Origin of the sequence: Lysinibacillus sp. BF-4 (assembly GCF_000743635.1) — a bacterium.
GTDB classification, from domain to species: Bacteria; Bacillota; Bacilli; order Bacillales_A; family Planococcaceae; genus Metalysinibacillus; species Metalysinibacillus saudimassiliensis.
The window spans coordinates 58,849-79,378 of the sequence record NZ_JPUW01000003.1; the positions used below are offsets into that span (position 1 = coordinate 58,849).

Genomic DNA, 20,530 nt, shown 5'->3' on the forward strand with positions numbered 1-20,530 from the left:
AAGCAACAAAAAAGAGGTGCGCATTAACTGCGACACCTCAAACTTTTTTAATTATCGTGCTAACTTAGCAAATACTGTATTAAAAGCTTCTACTGTTTTTGCAATATGCGCTTCTGTATGTGCTGTTGATAGGAATAAGCCCTCAAATTGTGATGGTGGTAAGAAGATGCCCTCTTCCGCCATTAATTTAAAGTACTCCGCAAACAATTGTAAGTCCGCTGTTTTAGCTGTCTCAAAATTAATAACATCTTCATTAGTGAAGAAGAAACCAATCATTGAGCCTGCACGGTTAACGGTATGAGGGATGTTATACTTCGTTGCGGCTGCGCGGAAGCCTTCCTCTAATTGGTCACCTAGTTTTTTAAAGTAATCATAGCTTGTAGCATCAAGGCGTACTAATGTTTCGTAGCCTGCTGTCATCGCAAGCGGGTTACCTGATAGTGTACCTGCCTGGTAAATCGGACCTGCTGGTGCTACTTGCTCCATGATTTCCTTTGTACCCGCAAATGCACCTACTGGTAAGCCACCGCCAATTACTTTACCTAAACAAGTCATATCCGGTGCTACGCCAAAGTATTCTTGTGCACAACCATAATCTACACGGAAGCCTGTCATTACTTCGTCGAAAATTAATAATGAACCATTTGCTTTTGTTACCTCACGTAACCCCTCAAGGAAACCTGGTTGTGGTGGTACAACGCCCATATTACCTGCCACTGGCTCAACAATAATAGCTGCAATATCGTCGCCATGCACGCTAAATACTTCTTTTACTGCCGCTAAGTCATTATATGCTACTGTCACAGTGTTTTTAGCGATGTCTTTTGGTACACCAGGGCTGTCTGGTAAACCAAGTGTTGCAACACCTGAGCCTGCTTTAATTAATAATGAGTCACCATGACCATGGTAAGAACCTTCAAATTTTAAAATTTTGTCACGCTTCGTTACACCACGTGCAACACGTAATGCTGACATTGTTGCCTCTGTACCTGATGACACAAAACGAATCATTTCCATTGCTGGTAGACGGTCAAGTACAAGCTTAGCTAATTTATTTTCTGATAAGGTTGGGGCACCAAATGAAGAACCTGTTGTCGCTGTTTCGCCAATCGCACGCACCACATCAGGTTGTGTGTGACCTAAGATTAGCGGGCCCCATGATAATACGTAGTCAATATAATCATTACCATCAATATCTGTAATAACCGCACCTTTACCACTTGCCATAAAGATGGGATCCATGTTTACTGATTTGAAGGCACGCACTGGGCTGTTTACGCCACCTGGCATAAGGTCTACCGCTTCAGTGTATGCTTTTTTTGATAACTCATAAGAACGTGTCATTTATTTCTCCTCCAACCATTTTGCTGCATCTTTTGCATGATACGTAATAATTAAATCTGCACCTGCACGTTTAAAGCCAAGTAGTGTTTCGAGTACAACTGCACGCTCATCAATCCAACCATTTAAAGCGGCTGCTTTTACCATTGCGTACTCACCCGATACATTATAAGCCACTACAGGTAACACAAAGTTATTTTTCACATCACGAACAATATCTAAATACGCAAGACCTGGTTTAACAATTAAAAAATCTGCGCCTTCTTCAACGTCCGACGCTGCCTCACGCACAGCCTCTAAACGATTTGCTGGGTCCATTTGATAGGTTTTACGATCACCAAATTGCGGTGCACCATCAGCCGCATCACGGAAAGGGCCATAATAAGCAGAAGCATATTTTACAGCGTATGACATAATCGGAATATGAGCAAAGCCTGCTTCGTCTAAACCTTCACGAATAGCAATTACAAAGCCATCCATCATATTAGACGGTGCAATAATATCTGCGCCTGCTTGCGCTTGAGATACCGCTGTTTTAACAAGTAGCTCTAGTGATTCGTCATTTAAAATCGTTTCGCCTTCTACAACACCACAATGACCGTGGTCTGTATATTCGCATAGGCATGTATCTGCTACAACGAGTAACTCTGGGTGACGCGCTTTAGCAAAGCGTGTTGCCTCTTGGATAATCCCGTGCTCACAAAATGCTCCTGTACCCTCAGCATCTTTTTCATGCGGTAAACCAAATAAAATAATCGCCGGAATACCTAACGCTACAACTTCATCTAACTCAGCGCCAAAGTTATCCATAGAGTATTGAAATACACCTGGCATTGATGGCACTTCATTTTTAATGTTTTCGCCTTCTGCTACGAAGATCGGGTAAATAAAATCGTCTTTTGATAGGTGTGTTTCACGTACCATTGCACGCATATTTGTAGTTTGACGTAATCGTCTATGTCTTTGGAAATTCATTTCTGTTCCTCCAATTGTATAATTTCGTTTATAACTGCCTGCATCGTATATACTTGCGGTTGCACAGCTACTGTGACATTATGCTTTTGTAGTGCACTAGCTGTTACATGCCCAATAGCTGCTACACGAATGCTATCCCACCCTACTATAGGTGCAATATATGTATGAAAAACATCTACAGCAGAGGGGCTAGCAAAAATAACTGTCACATTTTTTGTTTGAATACAGGTAATAAAATCTTTAATAAAAGTAGTTTGAACAACAGTTTCGTATACTGTCCATTCATCTACACTATAAGGTAAGCCCTCTCGTATCGTTGGCTTAGCGTGGCTACCACGAATAAATAAGCAACGCGGCTTACCTGTTACGACACTAGGAAACTCCTTAATAAATACATCAGCACTGTAGATAGTTGGCATAAAGTCTACTATCATACCAAGCGCCTCAAGTGCTTGCTTTGTTTTTTCGCCTACGGCAGCAATATGCGTAGCTGTAAGCGTAGTTGCTTTTTGTGCAAAGCAATCTACAGCATTTTGGCTCGTAAAAATTAGCCAATCATAATGCCCTGACATATAACGCGCATCCTCCGCAGTAACACTTGCTGTTGTAATTAAAGGAAATAACTCCGCCTCACCACCATGCTGCACAATGCAGTCATGAATGGTTTGCGTTTTTTTGGTCCCTGTCAATGCTATAGTATGCCCTGCGAGAACCTTACTCGGCATCGCTCTCGGCCTTCACTTTTTGAATTAAATCATATGCACCTTGTGCTGTTAACATGCGCGCAACTTCTTTACCAACCGTTTCGGCATCTGTACCTGTAACTGTTTCTTTATAAAAAATCGAAGCATCTGGTGCTGCAACCATCCCTGTAAAGACAATCTCACCGTCTTTTGCCTGTGCAAAACCAGCGATTGGTACCTGACAACCGCCATCCATTGCTGCTAAGAAAGTACGCTCTGTCTCCGACTCGATTTTTGTTGCTTCGTCTGTCAGTTTTGCTAATGCTGCAAGTAACTCCTCATCATCCGCACGACATTCGATACCTAATGAACCTTGTGCTACTGCTGGGATGTAATCATCTACTGGTAAAAACTCCGTAACAACCTCATCACTCCAACCTAAACGTTTTAGGCCTGCAGCTGCTAAAATAATCGCATCATAGTCTTCTGTTTCAAGTTTATTTAAACGCGTATCTACGTTACCACGAATCCATTTGATTTCAAGGTCTGGGCGTAGTGTTAATAATTGTGCGCTACGACGCAATGAGCTTGTACCGACAACTGCACCCTTAGGTAAATCTGCAAACTTAACATGATTTGTTGAAATAAACGCATCACGTGGATCTTCACGTGGTGGTACACAGCCAATCACTAAGCCCTCTGGTAATACAGATGGCATATCCTTCATAGAGTGCACAGCAAAGTCGATTTCCTTATCAAATAATGCTTGCTCAATTTCTTTAACAAATAAGCCCTTACCGCCAACTTTTGAAAGTTGAACATCTAAAATCTTGTCACCCTTTGTCACAATCTCTTTGATTTCAAACTCAAATGGTGCACCTGAAGCTTTTAGCTCCTCAATAAACCACTTTGTCTGCGTTAATGCTAACTTACTTCGTCTTGAACCTACAATAATTTTTCTCAAAACAATCCAACCTTTCTTAATACCATAAATGGAACGTTGATAAGCTACTCACTAAAAAGAAATTAATCACAACAATAATATAAGCACCAATGAGTACCCATGCATATTTTGTGCTACTTAATTTCCCTTTGCGATTTGCATAAATAATAACACTATACATAAGGACAATCAAAAATGAAGCAATAATCTTTGGGTCAAATAACGGTACGCTAGCAATGCGTAGTATCGCCCACTCTAGCCCGAGTAATAAACTAATCAATAAAATGGGTACACCAATATATAAAGAAACGCTCATCCAATTCATCATTTGCTCTAGCGGCGGAAAGCGTTGCCAAAATATTGGTGTCGTACGCTTTTCCTTTAGCATTTTGTACATAAGTAAATACAGCACCGAAAACACAAAGCTGAGCGTAAAAATAGCATATGCCACAATAGCTGAAAATATATGAATGAATAGCATTTCTGAAATTAAATTATCATGTACCATGCTTGTCACACGTTTTGGCATAAACGTATGAATCGTAACAAAAACAAAGCCTAACGAATAGATGACAAGTACGGGTAAATCTACACGAACGATACAATGTAAAATAATCGATAAACTTACAAGCAACCACGAATAAAATAATATCCCCTCATACAAGGACAGTATTGGGAAGCGCTGCATTTCGATAATATATAACAGTAAATACAAACTTTGGAGCGCCCATACAATCGACACTAGCCAAAATGCAATACGACGTAAATGGGGGCGCTTTACAAAATAATCAACAAAATAAAACACGAGACTAATCGCATATATGACAATCATTAGCTCGTATAATCGAACCATTACTAAATCAGTCAACGTATACCCCTTCTTAACTATATAAATTTTCGCAAAAACAAAGGTGTTTCCGCATCTACATTTTACCATACAGATACGAAAACACCTCCTAACACTACTTAGAACGACAGCCCTAACGTTGGTACTTGTTGCTTCATTTGTGCTAATCGTTCTTTTTCGACTTGCTCCATTGCTTGCTTCTCTTCTTTTACAGCCTCTTCAAGATTAAAGATTTGTTGGAACAGACGTAGCTGCTCATTTGCTTTTTTCTCGTTGGCAATTTCTTTTACTTGTAAAATCGGATCTTTTAGTAATTGATTAATAATGGACTTCGTATGTTTATTTAAAATTTTACGCTCACGTTCTGTGAGTTCTGGCATTTTATTTTCGATACTTGCCATTGTTTGTTCTTGAATATGATTAGCCTTTTTACGTAGAGCTGAAATAACTGGCACTACACCTAAAGTAGCTAGCCAGTTTTCAAAATCTACTAGCTCTGACTCAATCATTACCTCAATTTGGCTAGCTGCACGCTCACGCTCTGCAAGATTAGCCTCTACAATGCCCTGCATATCATCAATATCATATAAAAAGACATTTTCAAGATCACCAACACGTGGGTCAATATCGCGTGGTACGGCAATGTCTACCATAAATAATGGTTTGCCCTTACGTAAACGTTCAACAAATTGCATTAATTCATAATCAATAACGTAATCCTTAGCACCCGTTGAGGTAATTAAAATATCAGCCTCAAGCATCGAGCACTGTAGCTCTTGCAATGATTTTGCTTGACCTTCAAACTTCTCTGCAAGCAGTTCGGCTTTTTCGAGGGTGCGGTTAATTACCGTAATCTTACCCACACCACTGCCTTGTAAATTTTGAATGGCAAGCTCACCCATTTTACCTGCACCTAAAATAGCTACATGCTTACGTTTTAATGAGCCGAAGATTTTTTTTGCTAACTCTACAGCAGCATAAGACACAGATACAGCGTTTTCTCCAATGGCTGTTTCTGTATGCGAGCGCTTAGCAAAAGTTACGGCTTGCTTAAACATATGATTAAATACCGTACCTGTTGTACCAATCGTTTGCGCATTTAAAAAGCTTGCACGCACTTGACCTAAAATTTGTGTTTCCCCTAAGACCATCGAGTCAATACCAGCCGTTACACGGAATAAATGCGTAAAAGCCGCTTCATTTTCGTGAATAAATAAATACGGCGCAAATGCGTCAATTGATAAATCAAACCAGTCTGCTAAAAACTGTTTAATATAGTGACGCCCTGTATGCAATTGATCCACGACCGCATAGATTTCTGTACGATTGCACGTCGACACAATAATGTTTTCTAAAATACTTTTTTGCTGTTGTAGCGCTTCCATTGCATTCGGTAACGTGCTTTCAATAAATGAAAGACGCTCGCGAATTTCAACAGGCGCTGTTTTGTAATTCAAGCCTACTACGATTGTATGCATGAACCTTCGCCACCTCACACCTTCTAAATTCATGAAACAATTATACCACAGTATCGCACACAATTCTCAACGGAAATGTGAACGCTATTATTCTATTATCCCACAACCATAGGGAATATAAAAACACCATGCTCACGTTAAGAGCATGGTGTTAGTATTATTGAACAGTTACATTTTTACGTGCAATGACATTGCCTGATTTATCAAGTGCCACAAACTCAACGTTACTATTTAATACGAGATTATCAAATTGAGCGATTGGCTGCGTTGTTGTATGCAATACATTACTACGATTACCAAGCGTAAATTGTAGTTCACCATGCGACGCATGATACTTTACAATGACTTTATCCACAAGGTTACACGTTGCATCTACTTGTGTTTGCATCGTCACACGTCCGTTGCGCACACGAACAGATGGGTTTCGTAATAAATTATTACTAATCGCACATGAATCATAAACACGGTTACATAGTACTGAGTTTAATAGCACCTGTGCATGGTTATGGAATTGATGACGGTTAAGCGCGTGGAAATAAGTACCACCTGTATCATTCGCAAGTTGCACTAATGTGCGGTCATTGAGTTGCTTACCTTCCCCCATACCAATCGTGTACACTTTGATACCTTGATCCTTAGCTTTTTTCGTAATTTGATTAATCATCGTCGCTGATGTTTTACCATCAGAAATAATAACGAGCGCTTTAGATGCTTGACGACTGTCTGTGTAGTGATTAAACACCACATCTGTTGCCTTTAATAAATTCGTACCGCCTTTATTCACTTCATTATCAAATAGACTATGCGTTAGAACATCTTTCGCCTTACCTTTTTTTATTACCTTACCTGTTGTATCTGCTCGAACAATAATATTGTTTTCTGCATCAAACTGCTTAATTAATTTACGTACATAGTGTGCACGTGAATTATCAGGGTCTACTGCTTGCATTGAGCCTGAGTAATCCACTACAAAACCAATCTCTGTTGCGCGGGTACAACTATTTGTCGCAAAACGCGGGTCTGTATAAATATCGACTTGTTGTGGACCTGTAATGTCTTTCAACATTTTGTCGTATTCTTTATCACCTTTGACGATTTCAACCGTTGCATTTGATTCCCCGTATACAATAGAGTCAAAGTATACGACTGCTGTACCTGGCTCACCTGAACCACCAAGAGCGCTTGAAGTATTAGTAATGAAGTGTCCTGTGCGCTCCTCACCATTAAACGTTACTTTTACCTCACCTTGATAATCTGTAATTACTTCACCGCCTGGCATATAAAGATTAACCATTACCTTTGTATAACGCTCAAACTCTTTTGGACGGTTAGCAATAATCTCACTTTCCTTCAAGGCATCTACACGTTTTTTATAAGCTTCTAGCTGACCCAGCTTTTTACCTTTTTCATAAGCTAAAAATACATCTTTTTCTTTTACGCCTAAGTTTTCGTAAATCGCCCAAATCGAATAAATACTATCATAATGCTCTAACGTTACCTTATCCTCTGCTGGTAAGTAGCCCATTAATTGCACAATTGCCGCGACAGCATTTATTTGCTCAGCTTGTGAGGCAATTACATCATCAATCCCTTGAATCGTATAAGTTGGTCGCAGTGGGTCTACTTGACTGTAGTGCACCTCCGCTGGGTAACGTACACCTTCATATACACGTTCATGTAACATGCGGTCAAATAACCATAAAGCAATTGGATAGTTTTCAAACTTTAGAATGGCATTTTCGTAACCCAATGCATCCTTTTCAGCATTTTCATTTTTACCATAATGAATATACTCGCGCTTCACTTCACCTAGCACATCTCTGAATTCTGCTAGCTGACCAATCTCAAATTTATAATCTTCAAAAATAGTATAAACATCAATTAAACCATCTTGGAAAAACTCTGGAGAAGTCTCGGTAATAATCGCTGGTGGTTTAACGTTTGTGTTATCATCCTCTGGTTGATCCGGATCCCATACGTCATATGTCACACGCATCTCTGCTTTTGGCACATAACGTAATGGCACTTCGATTTTTTTGCCGACAAAACAACTCATCGCTTTGTCGTTATTATTTACTAACTCAAAAGTAATCGTGTCACGCACAGATTTTGTAAGCTGTGGTGCTACGATTTCAGCGTAAATTGTATCGCCGTCTGTATAAACATTTCGCGTTACCTTACCTTCACCATCAACCGCATATGCACCAAATTTTGATTTCACTTGGAACTGGTGCGTTTTTTCTTCATTGATTTGTGAAAGGTCACATGTTTGCAATTTAATTTCTAACATTGTACGGTCTACACCGTTAGCAATTAACTCTTCCTTACTAATACGTACTTCTTGAACAAGCCCCTTACTGCTCTCAGAGCCAACAATATCATTGCCCTCTTGCTCATCAGGTGGTGGGAGCTCTGTTGTCGTATTGCCATCAAAGCCTGGTGGTAACGTAACTTTACTATCATCACGACCAACAGCAGCTAACTGTAACCCTTTTACTGCTAGACGCTCTGTTTGTTGACCGCGATATAAAAATACCGCTAGGTCACCTTTTGTTAACACTCGTTCTGGTTGGTAGTCTTTGTATGTCTTCTTACCTGTTACACCTGTTGTAACACCTTGTGTATATAAATACTGTACAGCATGTTTCTCCGTTAAATCATAACCACGAAATGCCGCAAAAATACGTGCAAAATCTCCGCGTGTTACGTCTGTTGCGTTACGTAAGCTTTTATTGACATAGCCTTTTAAAGGTAAGTTAAATTCGCCATAAAATAAGTAACGCATATCCGCTTCTTGCACTTGCTGATAATGCTCATCTGCACGCGATAATGTTTCGACTAGCGCGCCTTCCTTCACGGTAGCATTCGGCTCAAAGCGCCCTGCCCCATTCATAAAACCATTTTCTACTGCCCAGTTAATTGCTGGGTATTTACCACTGTTGGTAGGCACATCCGAAAACGTTGCAGCCTCTGCAACAAATGGCATAAATGACGTAATAAGTAGTACTAAAGTTAATACTACCGAAATAAACGTTTGCTTATTTTTCATCACATTACGCCCTCACTTTCTCTCTTATTGTGCAAAGATAATTTCGTCCACATAGCGTGATTTTAAATCATCCTCTAAATGAAGTAATAATCGGTCTAGCATACGCATAGCTTGTGCACGCGTTAGGTTTTTTCGTGGGATGAAGTTGTCTTCTGTACCATTCATTAACCCCAACTCCTTAGCTAAATAAACATTATTGCGATGTGATGCACCAATAGTTTGGTCATCCGCATATAGTTCGACTGCTTGCATATTTGCTTGCTTATTTTGCAAACCTAATGCACGAATCATAAAGCTTGCCGCATGCTCACGTGTTAACGCATTATTTGGCGAAAAGCTACATGGGTTAACTACACCAGGCTTATTTTTCGCAGGTGCTTTTTCAACAATTGGTGGCTGCGTAAAATCACATTTACCATTACCCGTCGTTAAGCCTTTTTGTACCGCTAATAAAATAGCGTCGTAGTTTTCATTTGAAGCAGGTAAGTCTTTAAAATAGCTAGGTGCATTTTTACTTGTTGATTTACCTTTAGCTTTTTCATCAGGCATATCAACACGTAGGTCAATTAATTTAGCTAATGCAGCTGTAAAATCAACGCGGGTAATATAGGCACTTGGTCTAAATGAACGAATACCTAAAATATTACTTGGGTAATCATTAATCACTTGCAAACCGTACATTTTCTTTGTAGCTGTGTAAGCTTCGTCATCTAAATTTTGAATATCGTTAAACTTAGCTACAGGTAAAGCGCTATTAGTTGGCGTATAGGTTTTATCTAGCGCCACCTCATCCGTCGTACCATCTGCTAGTTCATATTCATAAATCGAGCCCATTTCCTTATAACGCTCAATAACATAATAGTCATCATAAGATACACCAGAAGCCATATTTTCTTGCAGTTCTAAAATACTTGATTTTGTAACATTAACTTTATTGGTAACTGTCCACTCTTCCTCAACAGTGCCACCAACCTCACGCTCATAGTTATAATCACTAATTAAAGCCTCTGTTGCACCCCAAAAATTTTCATAACCTGCTCGACGCGTTTCAACGTTAACATTAATACGTTCAGGTGGTGCATTACGACCTACAGTACGGTTAAATACCTTGCGTGTAATCCCCTTGCCTGAGTAATAATCAGAGGCAGGACGTACATCAACAAAGCGTGCATCAGATGACTCATAGTCTAGTAAACTATATTTCACACCTTTAATCTCAGCTGTTTCCGTGTACTTTGTGATTTTTTCTTCCGCTGTTTTTTGCCCGATTTTATCATAACTTACAACGTCCGATTCATACGAAATTTTGCGAGTTAGTTTATCTTTATTACTTGGCCCTGTCAATGTTAATGAGACATCGCGCTTAGCTTTACCACTTTTATTAGTTTCTTTAATCGAAATCGCTTTGCCCTCACCCTTAAATAACACAGGTTCACCCGAAATAAAAACGACTTCTTCATATTGATAATTATCTTTCACGCCGCCGCTCATATCGAGCGTCTCTGCTTTAGCCATCGGTGAAAATACCAATGTGGCAGCAAGCGCTAGCGAGGTCATCGTTATTTTTTTCACGATTGCTTACGTCCTTTCCTTACAAAGAAAGACGTGTACCGCTACACGCCCTCCTTTTTTAATCAACTAATACTACAGCAACATCAAAGTTACCATCTGATAACACAACTACACGGTCATTCGCTTGGATTTGATCAGCTGCAATTACTTTACCACCTTTAAGAATAAGTGCGTCAGCAATCATCATGTTTTGTTTGCGTCCACTTTGTACAAAGCTTCCTGCTTGCCACTGTGCTACATCTTTTACATCAAGCTTGCCATTAGTCGGTGGTTGCATTACGCGCCCAACAGCTGTTACAGTGCTTAACTTTTGTGTTTGATCAAGTAATTGTACAGCTTGTACATGACCATTTTTTACATAAAAGTAGCCATACTCGCCTTCATAATTTACTAAATCCATTTCTGGCTTTAACATAATTTGCTTCCCTTGAAGGCTAGCTTTAGCTGTTGTTGTATTACTAAATGACAACACACCATCCTCAGCAAATGCCCAGCGATTATGTTCGTATTTCACTACATTTTTCATTTCTAGTAAATAATTATTTGCTACGTAGTCTAGTCGTCCAAAGTATAACTCGTGACCTGCAAAGTTAGCAGATGTAAAGCTATCATGCATAACTTGTGCTACTTGTACAAAATTATTACGTGTATGGCCATCTGTCACAGCATAAACTTGTCCTGCTACTGTTAGACCGGTCGGTTTAATTAAACGTCCATTACGCACTAAAATCGTACCATCATGGAAGTATGTTTTACCTACATTTGCTAGTTCCATAAATTTATAGCGCGTATCTACAGCTAGCATTGGCTCATAGTATGTACGTTCATTTGCTTCGCGTACAATCATTTGTTGAATGACTTCTTTACCAAATTGCTTCGTTGTTACATAGTAAATATCACTATTGATATATTTTTTTAGTGATGTTTTAGCAATTTTTTTATTCCCTACATAAATAGGTGTACGACTTTGAAAAGCTGCGGTTGTTTGCTTATCACTCACACGGAAACCAAACTCCCAATCTTCTAGCGGTTGTTCGTTACGTACAGTTAAACGGTTCATGGCACTATTTACAGAAGTAATCGTACCGCGGTAAACATTTTCAATTTGTGTGCCTGCTGATTGAATCATTACTTCTTTAACAAGCGATGTTGCTGGGTTAGCTAGTGTTAAACTAACAATGTCCCCTACATACATTTCACTAATATCAACCACACCACTATTTTTGCGGTAGAGGGTGCTACTATTAATATAATAGGTTTTCGTTGTCGAACGATTCACTTGAACTGTAATATGCATGCCTTTAGGGTCAATGCTTGTTAGTGAACCTGTAATTGTTGCCATACCGTCTTCAGCCTTAGCTGTAGTTGGTAAAGCAAGTGCAAGTGCCATCATAAGACCTGCAACCATTATCACAATTTTTTTCACCATTGCTCCTCCTTATGGTTTACGTTATATCGAAACATCAAAGTTATGTCCAGCTGTTGGGTGCGGTGCATCTAACATCTCTACTAATTTTGCTGTTTGTTGCTCCTGCATATCCATCGCTTGCTTAGTAACCGCAAGTGACACATCCTGCATAAGCTTTGCTTGACTCATATCCATCGCTACTGCTGCAATATCCATTGGTACACACCTCCTATACATTACTATCGTCCTTTTTCTCTCTCTATGAAGTTTTTCACATAGAAAAACATCATTCACATTACAACCGTAACATGAATGATGTTTTTTTTACATACGTTTTTTAATTTCTGCCCAGGCTTCTTCAATGCCTAGACTTTTTTCTGACGAAAATGTAATGATAGGATCGCCTTTGACCATATCTAATTTCTTTTTAATGATGGACTTGTGCTTGTCCCACTTACCCTTAGGTATTTTGTCAGCCTTTGTCGCAATAACGATACACGGAATATTATAGTGCTTTAAGAAATCATACATCATCATATCGTCTGCTGTTGGATTATGACGTAAATCTACAATTAGTACGACAGCACGTAATGGCTCTCGTGATGTAATATACTGCTCAATCATTTTACCCCAAGCTGCACGCTCTGACTTTGATACTTTGGCGTAACCATAGCCTGGCACATCAACGAAAAACAATTGTTCTTCGATTTTATAAAAATTAAGCGTTTGAGTTTTACCTGGCTTAGATGAGGTACGAGCCATACTCTTTCGGTTAATCATGCGATTAATAAAAGAGGACTTCCCAACATTTGAGCGCCCTGCTAAAGCAAACTCAGGAAAGCCGTCCTCTGGGTATTGCTCTGGCTTTACCGCACTAATTACCATCTCTACATTATGGATTTTGGTAATATCAAAATCCTTAGGTTGTTGTTCTTCGTTCATATTAAAATCCTCCGTCTAATGCTAAGTTTAAGACGTCGTCTGCTGACGAAACAAATTTAAACGTTAATTCGTTACGTACACTTTCTGGAATATCATCAACATCGCGCTCATTATCTTTCGGACAAATAATCGTTGTTAAGCCCGCTCGGTGAGCACTCAGTGATTTTTCTTTTAAGCCGCCAATCGCTAATACACGACCGCGTAGCGTAATCTCGCCTGTCATACCAATTTCTTTTTTGATGGCTTTATTTGTAATAGCTGAAGCAATCGCTGTTGCCATCGTAATACCTGCTGATGGACCATCCTTTGGTACAGCACCTTCTGGCACATGAATATGGATGTCATGCTTCTCAAAATAATCCGCCTCTACTTGCAATTTATCTGTACGTGAACGCACAAATGATAACGCCGCTTGTGCTGACTCTTTCATTACATCGCCAAGCTTACCTGTTAACTGCATCTTACCTTTACCTGGTGTAATATTCACCTCAATTTGAAGTGTATCGCCACCTACTGTTGTATATGCAAGCCCTGTTGCTACACCTACTTGGTCTTGTTCAGATGCTAAGCCGTGACGTACACGATGCTTACCTAATAGCTCAACGACCATCTTGCTGTTAATTGTCACACGTTTACGTTCTTCTGTAATAATCATTTTTGTTACTTTACGGCATACGGTTGCGATTTGTCGTTCAAGGCTACGCACACCAGCCTCACGCGTATAGTAACGTACAATATCCATCACAGCTTCTTCTTTAAAAACAATTTGAGATTTTGTTAATCCATGCTCCTCGCGTTGTTTAGGGATAAGGTGATTTGTTGCAATCGCTAATTTCTCCTGCTCCGTATAGCCAGAAATCGAAATAACCTCCATACGGTCAAGCAATGGTCCTGGAATTGTACTTAAATCATTAGCTGTAGCAATAAATAATACATTGGATAAGTCGTAAGGTTCTTCAATGTAATGATCGCTAAATGTATTATTTTGCTCTGGGTCAAGCACCTCAAGCATTGCTGCAGAAGGATCGCCTCGGAAATCATTTGACATTTTATCAATCTCATCTAATAAAAATAGCGGATTAATTGTACCTGCCTTTTTCATCCCTTGGATAATACGACCTGGCATCGCGCCCACATACGTACGTCGGTGACCACGAATTTCAGACTCGTCACGTACACCACCAAGCGATGCACGTACAAAAGTACGGTCTAAACTCTCAGCTACAGAACGTGCTAGTGATGTTTTACCAACACCTGGAGGGCCTACTAAACATAAAATAGGACCGCGTAAAGATTTTGTCATTTGACGTACAGCTAAGTACTCAATAATTCGTTCTTTGACTTTTTCTAAGCCGTCGTGGTCACGATTTAAAATCTCCTCAGCATGAGTAATTGACAAGCGGTCTTCTGTTGTCTTTGACCAAGGAATTGATACTAACCATTCCACATAATTACGAATAACGCCGCTTTCTGCACTAGCTGCCGGCAACTTTTCGTAGCGATTTAATTCTTTTAAAGCAACCTCTTTTGTACCTTCAGGCATACCTGCTTCTTCAATACGCTTTTTAAGCTCGGCCACTTCACCCGTTTTACCCTCGCTTGAGCCTAGCTCATCTTGGATGGCTTTGAGTTGCTCACGCAAGTAATACTCTTTTTGCGTTTTTTCTACTGCTTCTTTGACACGTGCGCTGATTTTCTTCTCAACAGCAATAACTTCAAGCTCATCATGCATCCTAATAATTAAATAATCTAAACGCTTTTTAACATTGGCAATTGCTAATACTTCTTGCTTATCCGCAATTTTAAGTGGCAAGTGTGTCATCATTAAGTCTGCTAGCTTACTTGCATCCTTTTCTTCTTCTACGAGTGCCACTGTTTCCGATGTAATTTTATTAGATGATTTGGCAAAGCGTGCAAAATAATCATTTGCAATACGCTGCAGTGCCGCTGTTTCAATATCTTCTTCAATTTCTGAAGCTAAAATGGTCACCGTTGCTTGTGTAAATTTACGCGCTTCTTCGTAATGTGTAAATGTAGCGCGATTAACACCTTCTACTAGCACACGAAGCGTACCATTTGGCAGCTTAATAAGTTGCTTAATATATGCGATGGTACCAACATCGTATAAATCCTTCTCTGTTGGGCTATCTACTTTAACATCTTTTTGTGTAACTAAAAAAATATGCTTATCTTGCTCCATTGCTTCCTCAAGCGCTGCAATCGAACGCTCACGACCTACATCAATGTGTAAGCGCATTTTTGGATAAACAAGTAAACCTCTAAGTGGTAAAATCGGCATCAATGTTGTTGTCATGCGGGTATCCACCTCCATCTAAACTACACCTTGCATTCCCCGCCTGCAAAGTGCAAATCACTTCTCATATCATACCATTTCATAAAAAAAAGAAAAGCTGACTTACGGAATTGTGCAGACGATGCACAAAACCGAAGTCAGCTCCTCGTTATGCTATTAGGCTGATGTTTTTTTATTATCTTCTTTTACTTCTTGACCATCAGCTAATAGTAATGTTGGCTTCACTTTTTCTGTAATCGTTTCTTCCGTTACGATACATTTTTTCACATCTTCACGTGATGGTAGCTCATACATTACATCTAGCATTGTCGCTTCAATAATTGAGCGTAAGCCACGTGCGCCTGTTTTACGTTCGATAGCTTCTTTAGAGATTGCTACTAGCGCTTCATCTGTAAATTCTAGCTCTACATCATCTAGCTCTAGCATTTTTTGGTATTGCTTAACTAACGCGTTTTTCGGCGCTGTTAAGATTTCTACAAGTGCTTCCTCATCAAGTTGCTCAAGACTTGCTAAAACTGGTAAACGACCAATAAACTCTGGAATTAAACCAAATTTTAATAAGTCTTCTGGAATTAATTTAGCCATTAATGACTCGTCTTCTACGATTGCCTTGTTTGGCTCTGCGCCGAAGCCGATTACTTTTTCGCCTTGACGACGTTTAATAATATCCTCGATACCATCAAACGCACCACCTACGATAAATAGGATGTTAGTTGTGTCAATTTGTAAAAAGTCTTGATGCGGGTGCTTACGTCCGCCTTGAGGTGGCACGCTAGCTGTTGTACCCTCTAAAATTTTAAGTAACGCTTGTTGAACACCTTCACCAGATACATCGCGTGTAATAGATGGGTTTTCAGACTTACGTGCTACTTTATCAATCTCATCAATATAAATAATTCCTTTTTCAGCGCGTTCAATATCATAATCCGCTGACTGGATTAATTTTAATAAAATATTTTCAACGTCTTCACCTACATAGCCAGCTTCTGTTAAAGAAGTTGCATCTGCAATAGCGAAAGGTACGTTTAAAATTCGTGCTAATGTTTGAGCAAGTAACGTTTTACCGCTACCTGTAGGTCCAATTAAAACAATGTTAGATTTAGATAGTTCTACATCATCGATTTTGCTGTTTGAATTAATACGCTTATAGTGGTTATAAACTGCTACAGCAAGGGCCTTTTTCGCACGGTCTTGTCCAATCACGTATTCATCTAAAATCGCTTGAATTTCTTTCGGACGAGGAACATCTTTAAAATCAATTTCTTCCTCTCCTCCTAATTCTTCTACAACGATTTCAGAGCACAACTCGATACATTCATCACAAATGTATACACCAGGTCCTGCAACTAATTTGCGAACCTGCTCTTGTGGCTTACCACAAAACGAGCAATTTAAGTTGTTATTTTCATCATTAAATTTGAACAATTAGTTTCACCCCTATTCAAGCAACAATCTTACAAGATTATTCCTTAGTTTTCAAATAAATCGCACACGTACTTACTTTTATTGAGAAAACAAGGTACGGCATGAGTATCCGTACCTTGTTTTAATGTGCTATTTTTTTATATTGAATTAGTTGATTTTAGCGTTGTCTACTAATAATTCAACTGTTTTCTTCATACGGATATCTTGTTTTAAGATATCTGTAGAACCACCTAAAGCTGTAGTGATTTGTTCAGTTGTCATGTTGAATTGTTTAGACATTTCTTCTAATTCTTTGTTGATGTCTTCGTCAGTAGCTTCGATTTTCTCAGCGTCTGCAATAGCTTCTAGTGTTAAGCGTACGCGGATACGATTGTCAGCTTCTTCTTTCATTTGACCACGTAGGTCTTCTTCTGTTTGACCAGAGAATTGTGTATATAACTCAAGGTTCATACCTTGTTGTTGTAAACGTTGGTCGAACTCGCGTACCATTTGGTCAACTTCAGTGTTGATCATGCCAGCTGGTACTTCGAAGTCAGCGTTAGCTGCTGCTTTTTCTACTAGCTCGTCGCGTAGTACTGCTTCAGCTTCAGCTTTTTTAGCTTCAGTTTTTTCTTCTGTCATTTTTGTGCGTAATTCGTCTGCAGAAGCAACTGTTTCGTCGATTTCTTTAGCGAACTCGTCATCTAATTCTGGAAGAACTTTAACTTTAACTTCTTTAACTGTTACTTTGAATGTAGCTTCTTTACCAGCTAATTCTTCAGCGTGGTATTCTGCTGGGAATGTAACAACTACATCTTTGTTGTCGCCAGTTTTAGCGCCAACTAGTTGCTCTTCAAAGCCAGGAATGAATGTGTTAGAACCGATTTCAAGTGCGTAGTCTTCGCCTTTACCGCCTTCAAATGCTTCTTCACCTACGAAACCTTCGAAGTCGATTACAGCAGTGTCGCCTTCAACGATTGCTTCGTCTTCTTTAACTTCCATTTCAGCGTGTTGAGCTAATTTAGCTTCGATGTCTGCAGTAATTTCTTCTTCAGTTACTTCAACTGATGGTTTTGTTACTTCAAGACCTTTGTACTCGCCTAATTTTGGTTCAGGTTTAACAACAACTTGTGCTGTAAATGTGAAATCTTGGCCTTTAGCGAAGTTTTCTGTACCATCGATTGATGGGTAGTCTACTGGCTCAATGCCTGCTTCATCTAATGCATTAGGGTAGCTTCGCTCATAAGAATTTCAAGAGCGTCTTGGTATAATGCTTCAGCGCCGAAGCGTTGTTCGAACATTACGCGAGGCATTTTACCTTTACGGAAGCCTGGTACGTTGATTTCTTTTACTACTTTTTTAAACGCTTGGTCTAATGAAGCGTTTACTTTTTCAGCTGGTACTGTAACTGTTAATGTTCCTAAGTTAGTACCTTCTTGTTTTTCCCATTTAATTGACATATATGTTACCTCCAAAAATATAATTCACTGTTAGCCAGTCTACATGTCTTGCCGTTCTTTGACAACCATTTCAGTATATCACAGTTCAACACAGTTTCAACTTTTTTCACACATCATAAAGCATTGAGATTTCTTCAAGTTGATGTAAGTATTGCTGTACTTCTACATCAACCTCCTGCACTTTACCAAATAACTCTTCAATGAACTGCTTATAGCCAATTGCTATATCATCCTCGGCAAAAGGCTGCCATTCTAGTGGATAGGTCATAATAGCATGCTTTACAAGCAGTTGATTTGCCATTTCGAGCGCTGTTGGATCCTGCATTAAGACCTCTTCAAGATACGATGCAATGTATTTATATTGCGGCATTTGTGTAGGTAATTGCAAATCATTTGTATGCACCGTACATTGTTGACCTAATTTTTCGAGCGTTACAGTTGCCGTTAACTTTTGCTCTACAAGTAATAATAACGCTAAACTTTGCACCATAGGATGTGCCTTTGGATGCTCAATAATAGCCACAATAAAATCTTGTTGCTTAGCAATAGCAACATTTTGCCATTCGTATAATTGCGCTATTTGCGCGGGCACTTCACGCTCGAAAAACACATCAATAGTTGGAGAGAGCGTTGTATCTTGCTGTGCAATCTTAGCATTTAAGCTATGCAAGTGTTGAAAGCGATCATACCTTTCCTTTGGTACAGCTCTATCATCAATCAATGTAGTAATAAATTTTTCTACTTGTTGATAATTTTTCAGTTGCATACTGACCTTAATATATAGCTCTACTACGTCCCAATATTCGTCAGTAGGGCTTTCCATTAAGGTTTCACAAATAGCTTTGGCTTCTTGATAACGCTTTACCTCACTTAAGGCAAACGCATAAACAAACGTCTCTTGCGCCTTTAGCTCTTGGTGCTGCACGACTTGATCAAATAATTTTGCCGCTTTATCCCACTCATAGTTTTCCAGATAATCATATGCACGATATATCATGCCAGGAAAGGCAATGACTTTTTTTTGTTGTTTCAAAGCTACACCCTCTTTATATATCCATTGCCTCAGCTAGTAGGCGTTGCCCCTCTAAGCGTGATGCCTTGGTTGGATAAAACGTTAATGTTAACACCTCATCTACATGTGCGGCAAGTGCTAAGCCTTTAATACGAGTAGCTACTTGTTCAGCACTACCTACAAGGATACTGCCCTCCATTTGTGCTAAGGTAAGTTGCTCGGCTGCTGTAAATTCATAATGCTCCGCTTCATCTAATGTTGGTAAGGCTACACGGCTTTCTCCCATAAATACGCGTGCCCAATACATTTGTGCAGGCTTTGCTAAACGCTTAGCTTCCTGCTCAGTCGCAGCGACTACCACGCCAATAGACACAATTGCATGTGGTTTGTCATTCCACATAGAAGGTACAAAGCGCTCATTATAATGCTTAAGTGTTGGCACTGCAATTTTGGGCGCCATATGTGCTGCAAAGACAAAGGATAGCCCACGCTCTGCCGCATAATTTACACCACCATTGCTTGAACCTAGCATATAAATCGCTGGCACATCTTCAGATGGTGAAAATTGAATACGAGCAAATGGTGCATTATCCGGAAAATCACGTTTAAAATAATGCAATAACTCATCTAGATGTTCAGGGAAATCATAACGATAAACCGCTTCCCTTGTACGGCGTAACGCAAGTGCTGTTAACCCATCCGTACCAGGTGCACGTCCTAAACCTAAATCAATTCGTCCCTTATGTATAGCAGCTAATAGGGCAAAGTCTTCTGCAACACGTAACGGGCTATGATTAGGCAACATAACACCACCCGCTCCTAAGCGTAGCTTTGTTGTGTTTGCACCTACATGTGTGATTAACAGCGCTGGTGAAGGGCATACTAGATTATGTGTATTATGATGTTCAGTAAACCAATAACGTGTATAACCTAGCTCTTCTGCCTGCTTAGCAAAGTCCACCGTATTTTCAATTGTTGTTGCTACTGAGTCACCTTGGTACATAACAACCATATCAAGGATAGAAAGTTGTAATTTCATTTTATTTCACTCCATTCCGCTTTTGTTGTTAGTCATTTCGTGGCATAATGACTTAAGTATAAC

15 protein-coding genes and 1 pseudogene are annotated in these 20,530 nt (G+C 39.5%); all 16 read right to left on the bottom strand.

Annotated elements, in window-relative coordinates:
- Positions 1–51: 51 nt before the first annotated feature.
- The gene (gene hemL / locus CH76_RS03050; RefSeq protein WP_036142775.1) at positions 52–1,344 is read right to left on the bottom strand and encodes a glutamate-1-semialdehyde 2,1-aminomutase; all 1,293 of its coding nucleotides are present in this window, start codon (positions 1,342–1,344) and stop codon (positions 52–54) included.
- Positions 1,345–2,316: a porphobilinogen synthase gene (hemB, locus tag CH76_RS03055; protein WP_036142778.1), complete on the bottom strand. Its 972-nt coding sequence runs from the start codon at positions 2,314–2,316 to the stop codon at positions 1,345–1,347.
- Positions 2,313–3,041, bottom strand: coding sequence for a uroporphyrinogen-III synthase (locus CH76_RS03060; protein ID WP_036142780.1), 729 nt, complete (start codon positions 3,039–3,041; stop codon positions 2,313–2,315). Before CH76_RS03060 ends, hemB begins: the two co-directional genes overlap by 4 nt.
- Positions 3,031–3,963, bottom strand: a complete 933-nt coding sequence (gene hemC / locus CH76_RS03065; RefSeq protein WP_036142783.1) for a hydroxymethylbilane synthase — start codon at positions 3,961–3,963, stop codon at positions 3,031–3,033. The genes CH76_RS03060 and hemC overlap by 11 nt, the downstream gene beginning before the upstream one ends.
- A gap of 16 nt (positions 3,964–3,979) precedes the next feature.
- Complete coding sequence (ccsA, locus tag CH76_RS03070) at positions 3,980–4,810, bottom strand: cytochrome c biogenesis protein CcsA (RefSeq protein WP_036142786.1); 831 nt, start codon at positions 4,808–4,810, stop codon at positions 3,980–3,982.
- A gap of 98 nt (positions 4,811–4,908) precedes the next feature.
- Positions 4,909–6,267: a glutamyl-tRNA reductase gene (hemA, locus tag CH76_RS03075; RefSeq protein WP_036142789.1), complete on the bottom strand. Its 1,359-nt coding sequence runs from the start codon at positions 6,265–6,267 to the stop codon at positions 4,909–4,911.
- A gap of 157 nt (positions 6,268–6,424) precedes the next feature.
- Positions 6,425–9,316, bottom strand: a complete 2,892-nt coding sequence (locus CH76_RS03080; RefSeq protein ID WP_036142791.1) for a VWA domain-containing protein — start codon at positions 9,314–9,316, stop codon at positions 6,425–6,427.
- A 24-nt stretch (positions 9,317–9,340) separates the two neighbouring features.
- Entirely contained in the window at positions 9,341–10,888 is a 1,548-nt protein-coding gene (locus CH76_RS03085; RefSeq protein ID WP_036142793.1) for an S-layer homology domain-containing protein, read from the bottom strand.
- 58 nt (positions 10,889–10,946) lie between these two features.
- Entirely contained in the window at positions 10,947–12,317 is a 1,371-nt protein-coding gene (locus CH76_RS03090) for a hypothetical protein (RefSeq protein ID WP_152553281.1), read from the bottom strand.
- A 21-nt stretch (positions 12,318–12,338) separates the two neighbouring features.
- Positions 12,339–12,512 (bottom strand): YjfB family protein, encoded by a 174-nt coding sequence (locus CH76_RS13660; RefSeq protein ID WP_081892604.1) that lies wholly within the window; start codon positions 12,510–12,512, stop codon positions 12,339–12,341.
- Positions 12,513–12,620: 108 nt separating this feature from the next.
- The gene (yihA, locus tag CH76_RS03095) at positions 12,621–13,238 is read right to left on the bottom strand and encodes a ribosome biogenesis GTP-binding protein YihA/YsxC (protein ID WP_051910181.1); all 618 of its coding nucleotides are present in this window, start codon (positions 13,236–13,238) and stop codon (positions 12,621–12,623) included.
- Position 13,239: 1 nt separating this feature from the next.
- Positions 13,240–15,552, bottom strand: a complete 2,313-nt coding sequence (gene lon / locus CH76_RS03100) for an endopeptidase La (protein ID WP_036142796.1) — start codon at positions 15,550–15,552, stop codon at positions 13,240–13,242.
- Between the two features lie 156 nt (positions 15,553–15,708).
- Entirely contained in the window at positions 15,709–16,977 is a 1,269-nt protein-coding gene (gene clpX / locus CH76_RS03105) for an ATP-dependent protease ATP-binding subunit ClpX (protein WP_036142799.1), read from the bottom strand.
- A 147-nt stretch (positions 16,978–17,124) separates the two neighbouring features.
- Positions 17,125–18,416 (bottom strand): annotated as a pseudogene (tig, locus tag CH76_RS03110) (trigger factor).
- Positions 18,417–18,522: 106 nt separating this feature from the next.
- Positions 18,523–19,449, bottom strand: coding sequence for a hypothetical protein (locus CH76_RS03115; RefSeq protein ID WP_036142802.1), 927 nt, complete (start codon positions 19,447–19,449; stop codon positions 18,523–18,525).
- 13 nt (positions 19,450–19,462) lie between these two features.
- The gene (locus CH76_RS03120) at positions 19,463–20,467 is read right to left on the bottom strand and encodes an LLM class flavin-dependent oxidoreductase (RefSeq protein WP_036142804.1); all 1,005 of its coding nucleotides are present in this window, start codon (positions 20,465–20,467) and stop codon (positions 19,463–19,465) included.
- Positions 20,468–20,530: the final 63 nt, after the last annotated feature.

Coding starts and splice junctions, on each gene's coding strand:
- hemL (WP_036142775.1), bottom strand. CDS start 1,344: ATGACACGTTCTTATGAGTTATCAAAAAAAGCATACACTGAAGCGGTA.
- hemB (WP_036142778.1), bottom strand. CDS start 2,316: ATGAATTTCCAAAGACATAGACGATTACGTCAAACTACAAATATGCGT.
- CH76_RS03060 (WP_036142780.1), bottom strand. CDS start 3,041: ATGCCGAGTAAGGTTCTCGCAGGGCATACTATAGCATTGACAGGGACC.
- hemA (WP_036142789.1), bottom strand. CDS start 6,267: ATGCATACAATCGTAGTAGGCTTGAATTACAAAACAGCGCCTGTTGAA.
- CH76_RS03080 (WP_036142791.1), bottom strand. CDS start 9,316: ATGAAAAATAAGCAAACGTTTATTTCGGTAGTATTAACTTTAGTACTA.
- CH76_RS03090 (WP_152553281.1), bottom strand. CDS start 12,317: ATGGTGAAAAAAATTGTGATAATGGTTGCAGGTCTTATGATGGCACTT.
- CH76_RS13660 (WP_081892604.1), bottom strand. CDS start 12,512: ATGGATATTGCAGCAGTAGCGATGGATATGAGTCAAGCAAAGCTTATG.
- yihA (WP_051910181.1), bottom strand. CDS start 13,238: ATGAACGAAGAACAACAACCTAAGGATTTTGATATTACCAAAATCCAT.
- lon (WP_036142796.1), bottom strand. CDS start 15,552: ATGACAACAACATTGATGCCGATTTTACCACTTAGAGGTTTACTTGTT.
- CH76_RS03120 (WP_036142804.1), bottom strand. CDS start 20,467: ATGAAATTACAACTTTCTATCCTTGATATGGTTGTTATGTACCAAGGT.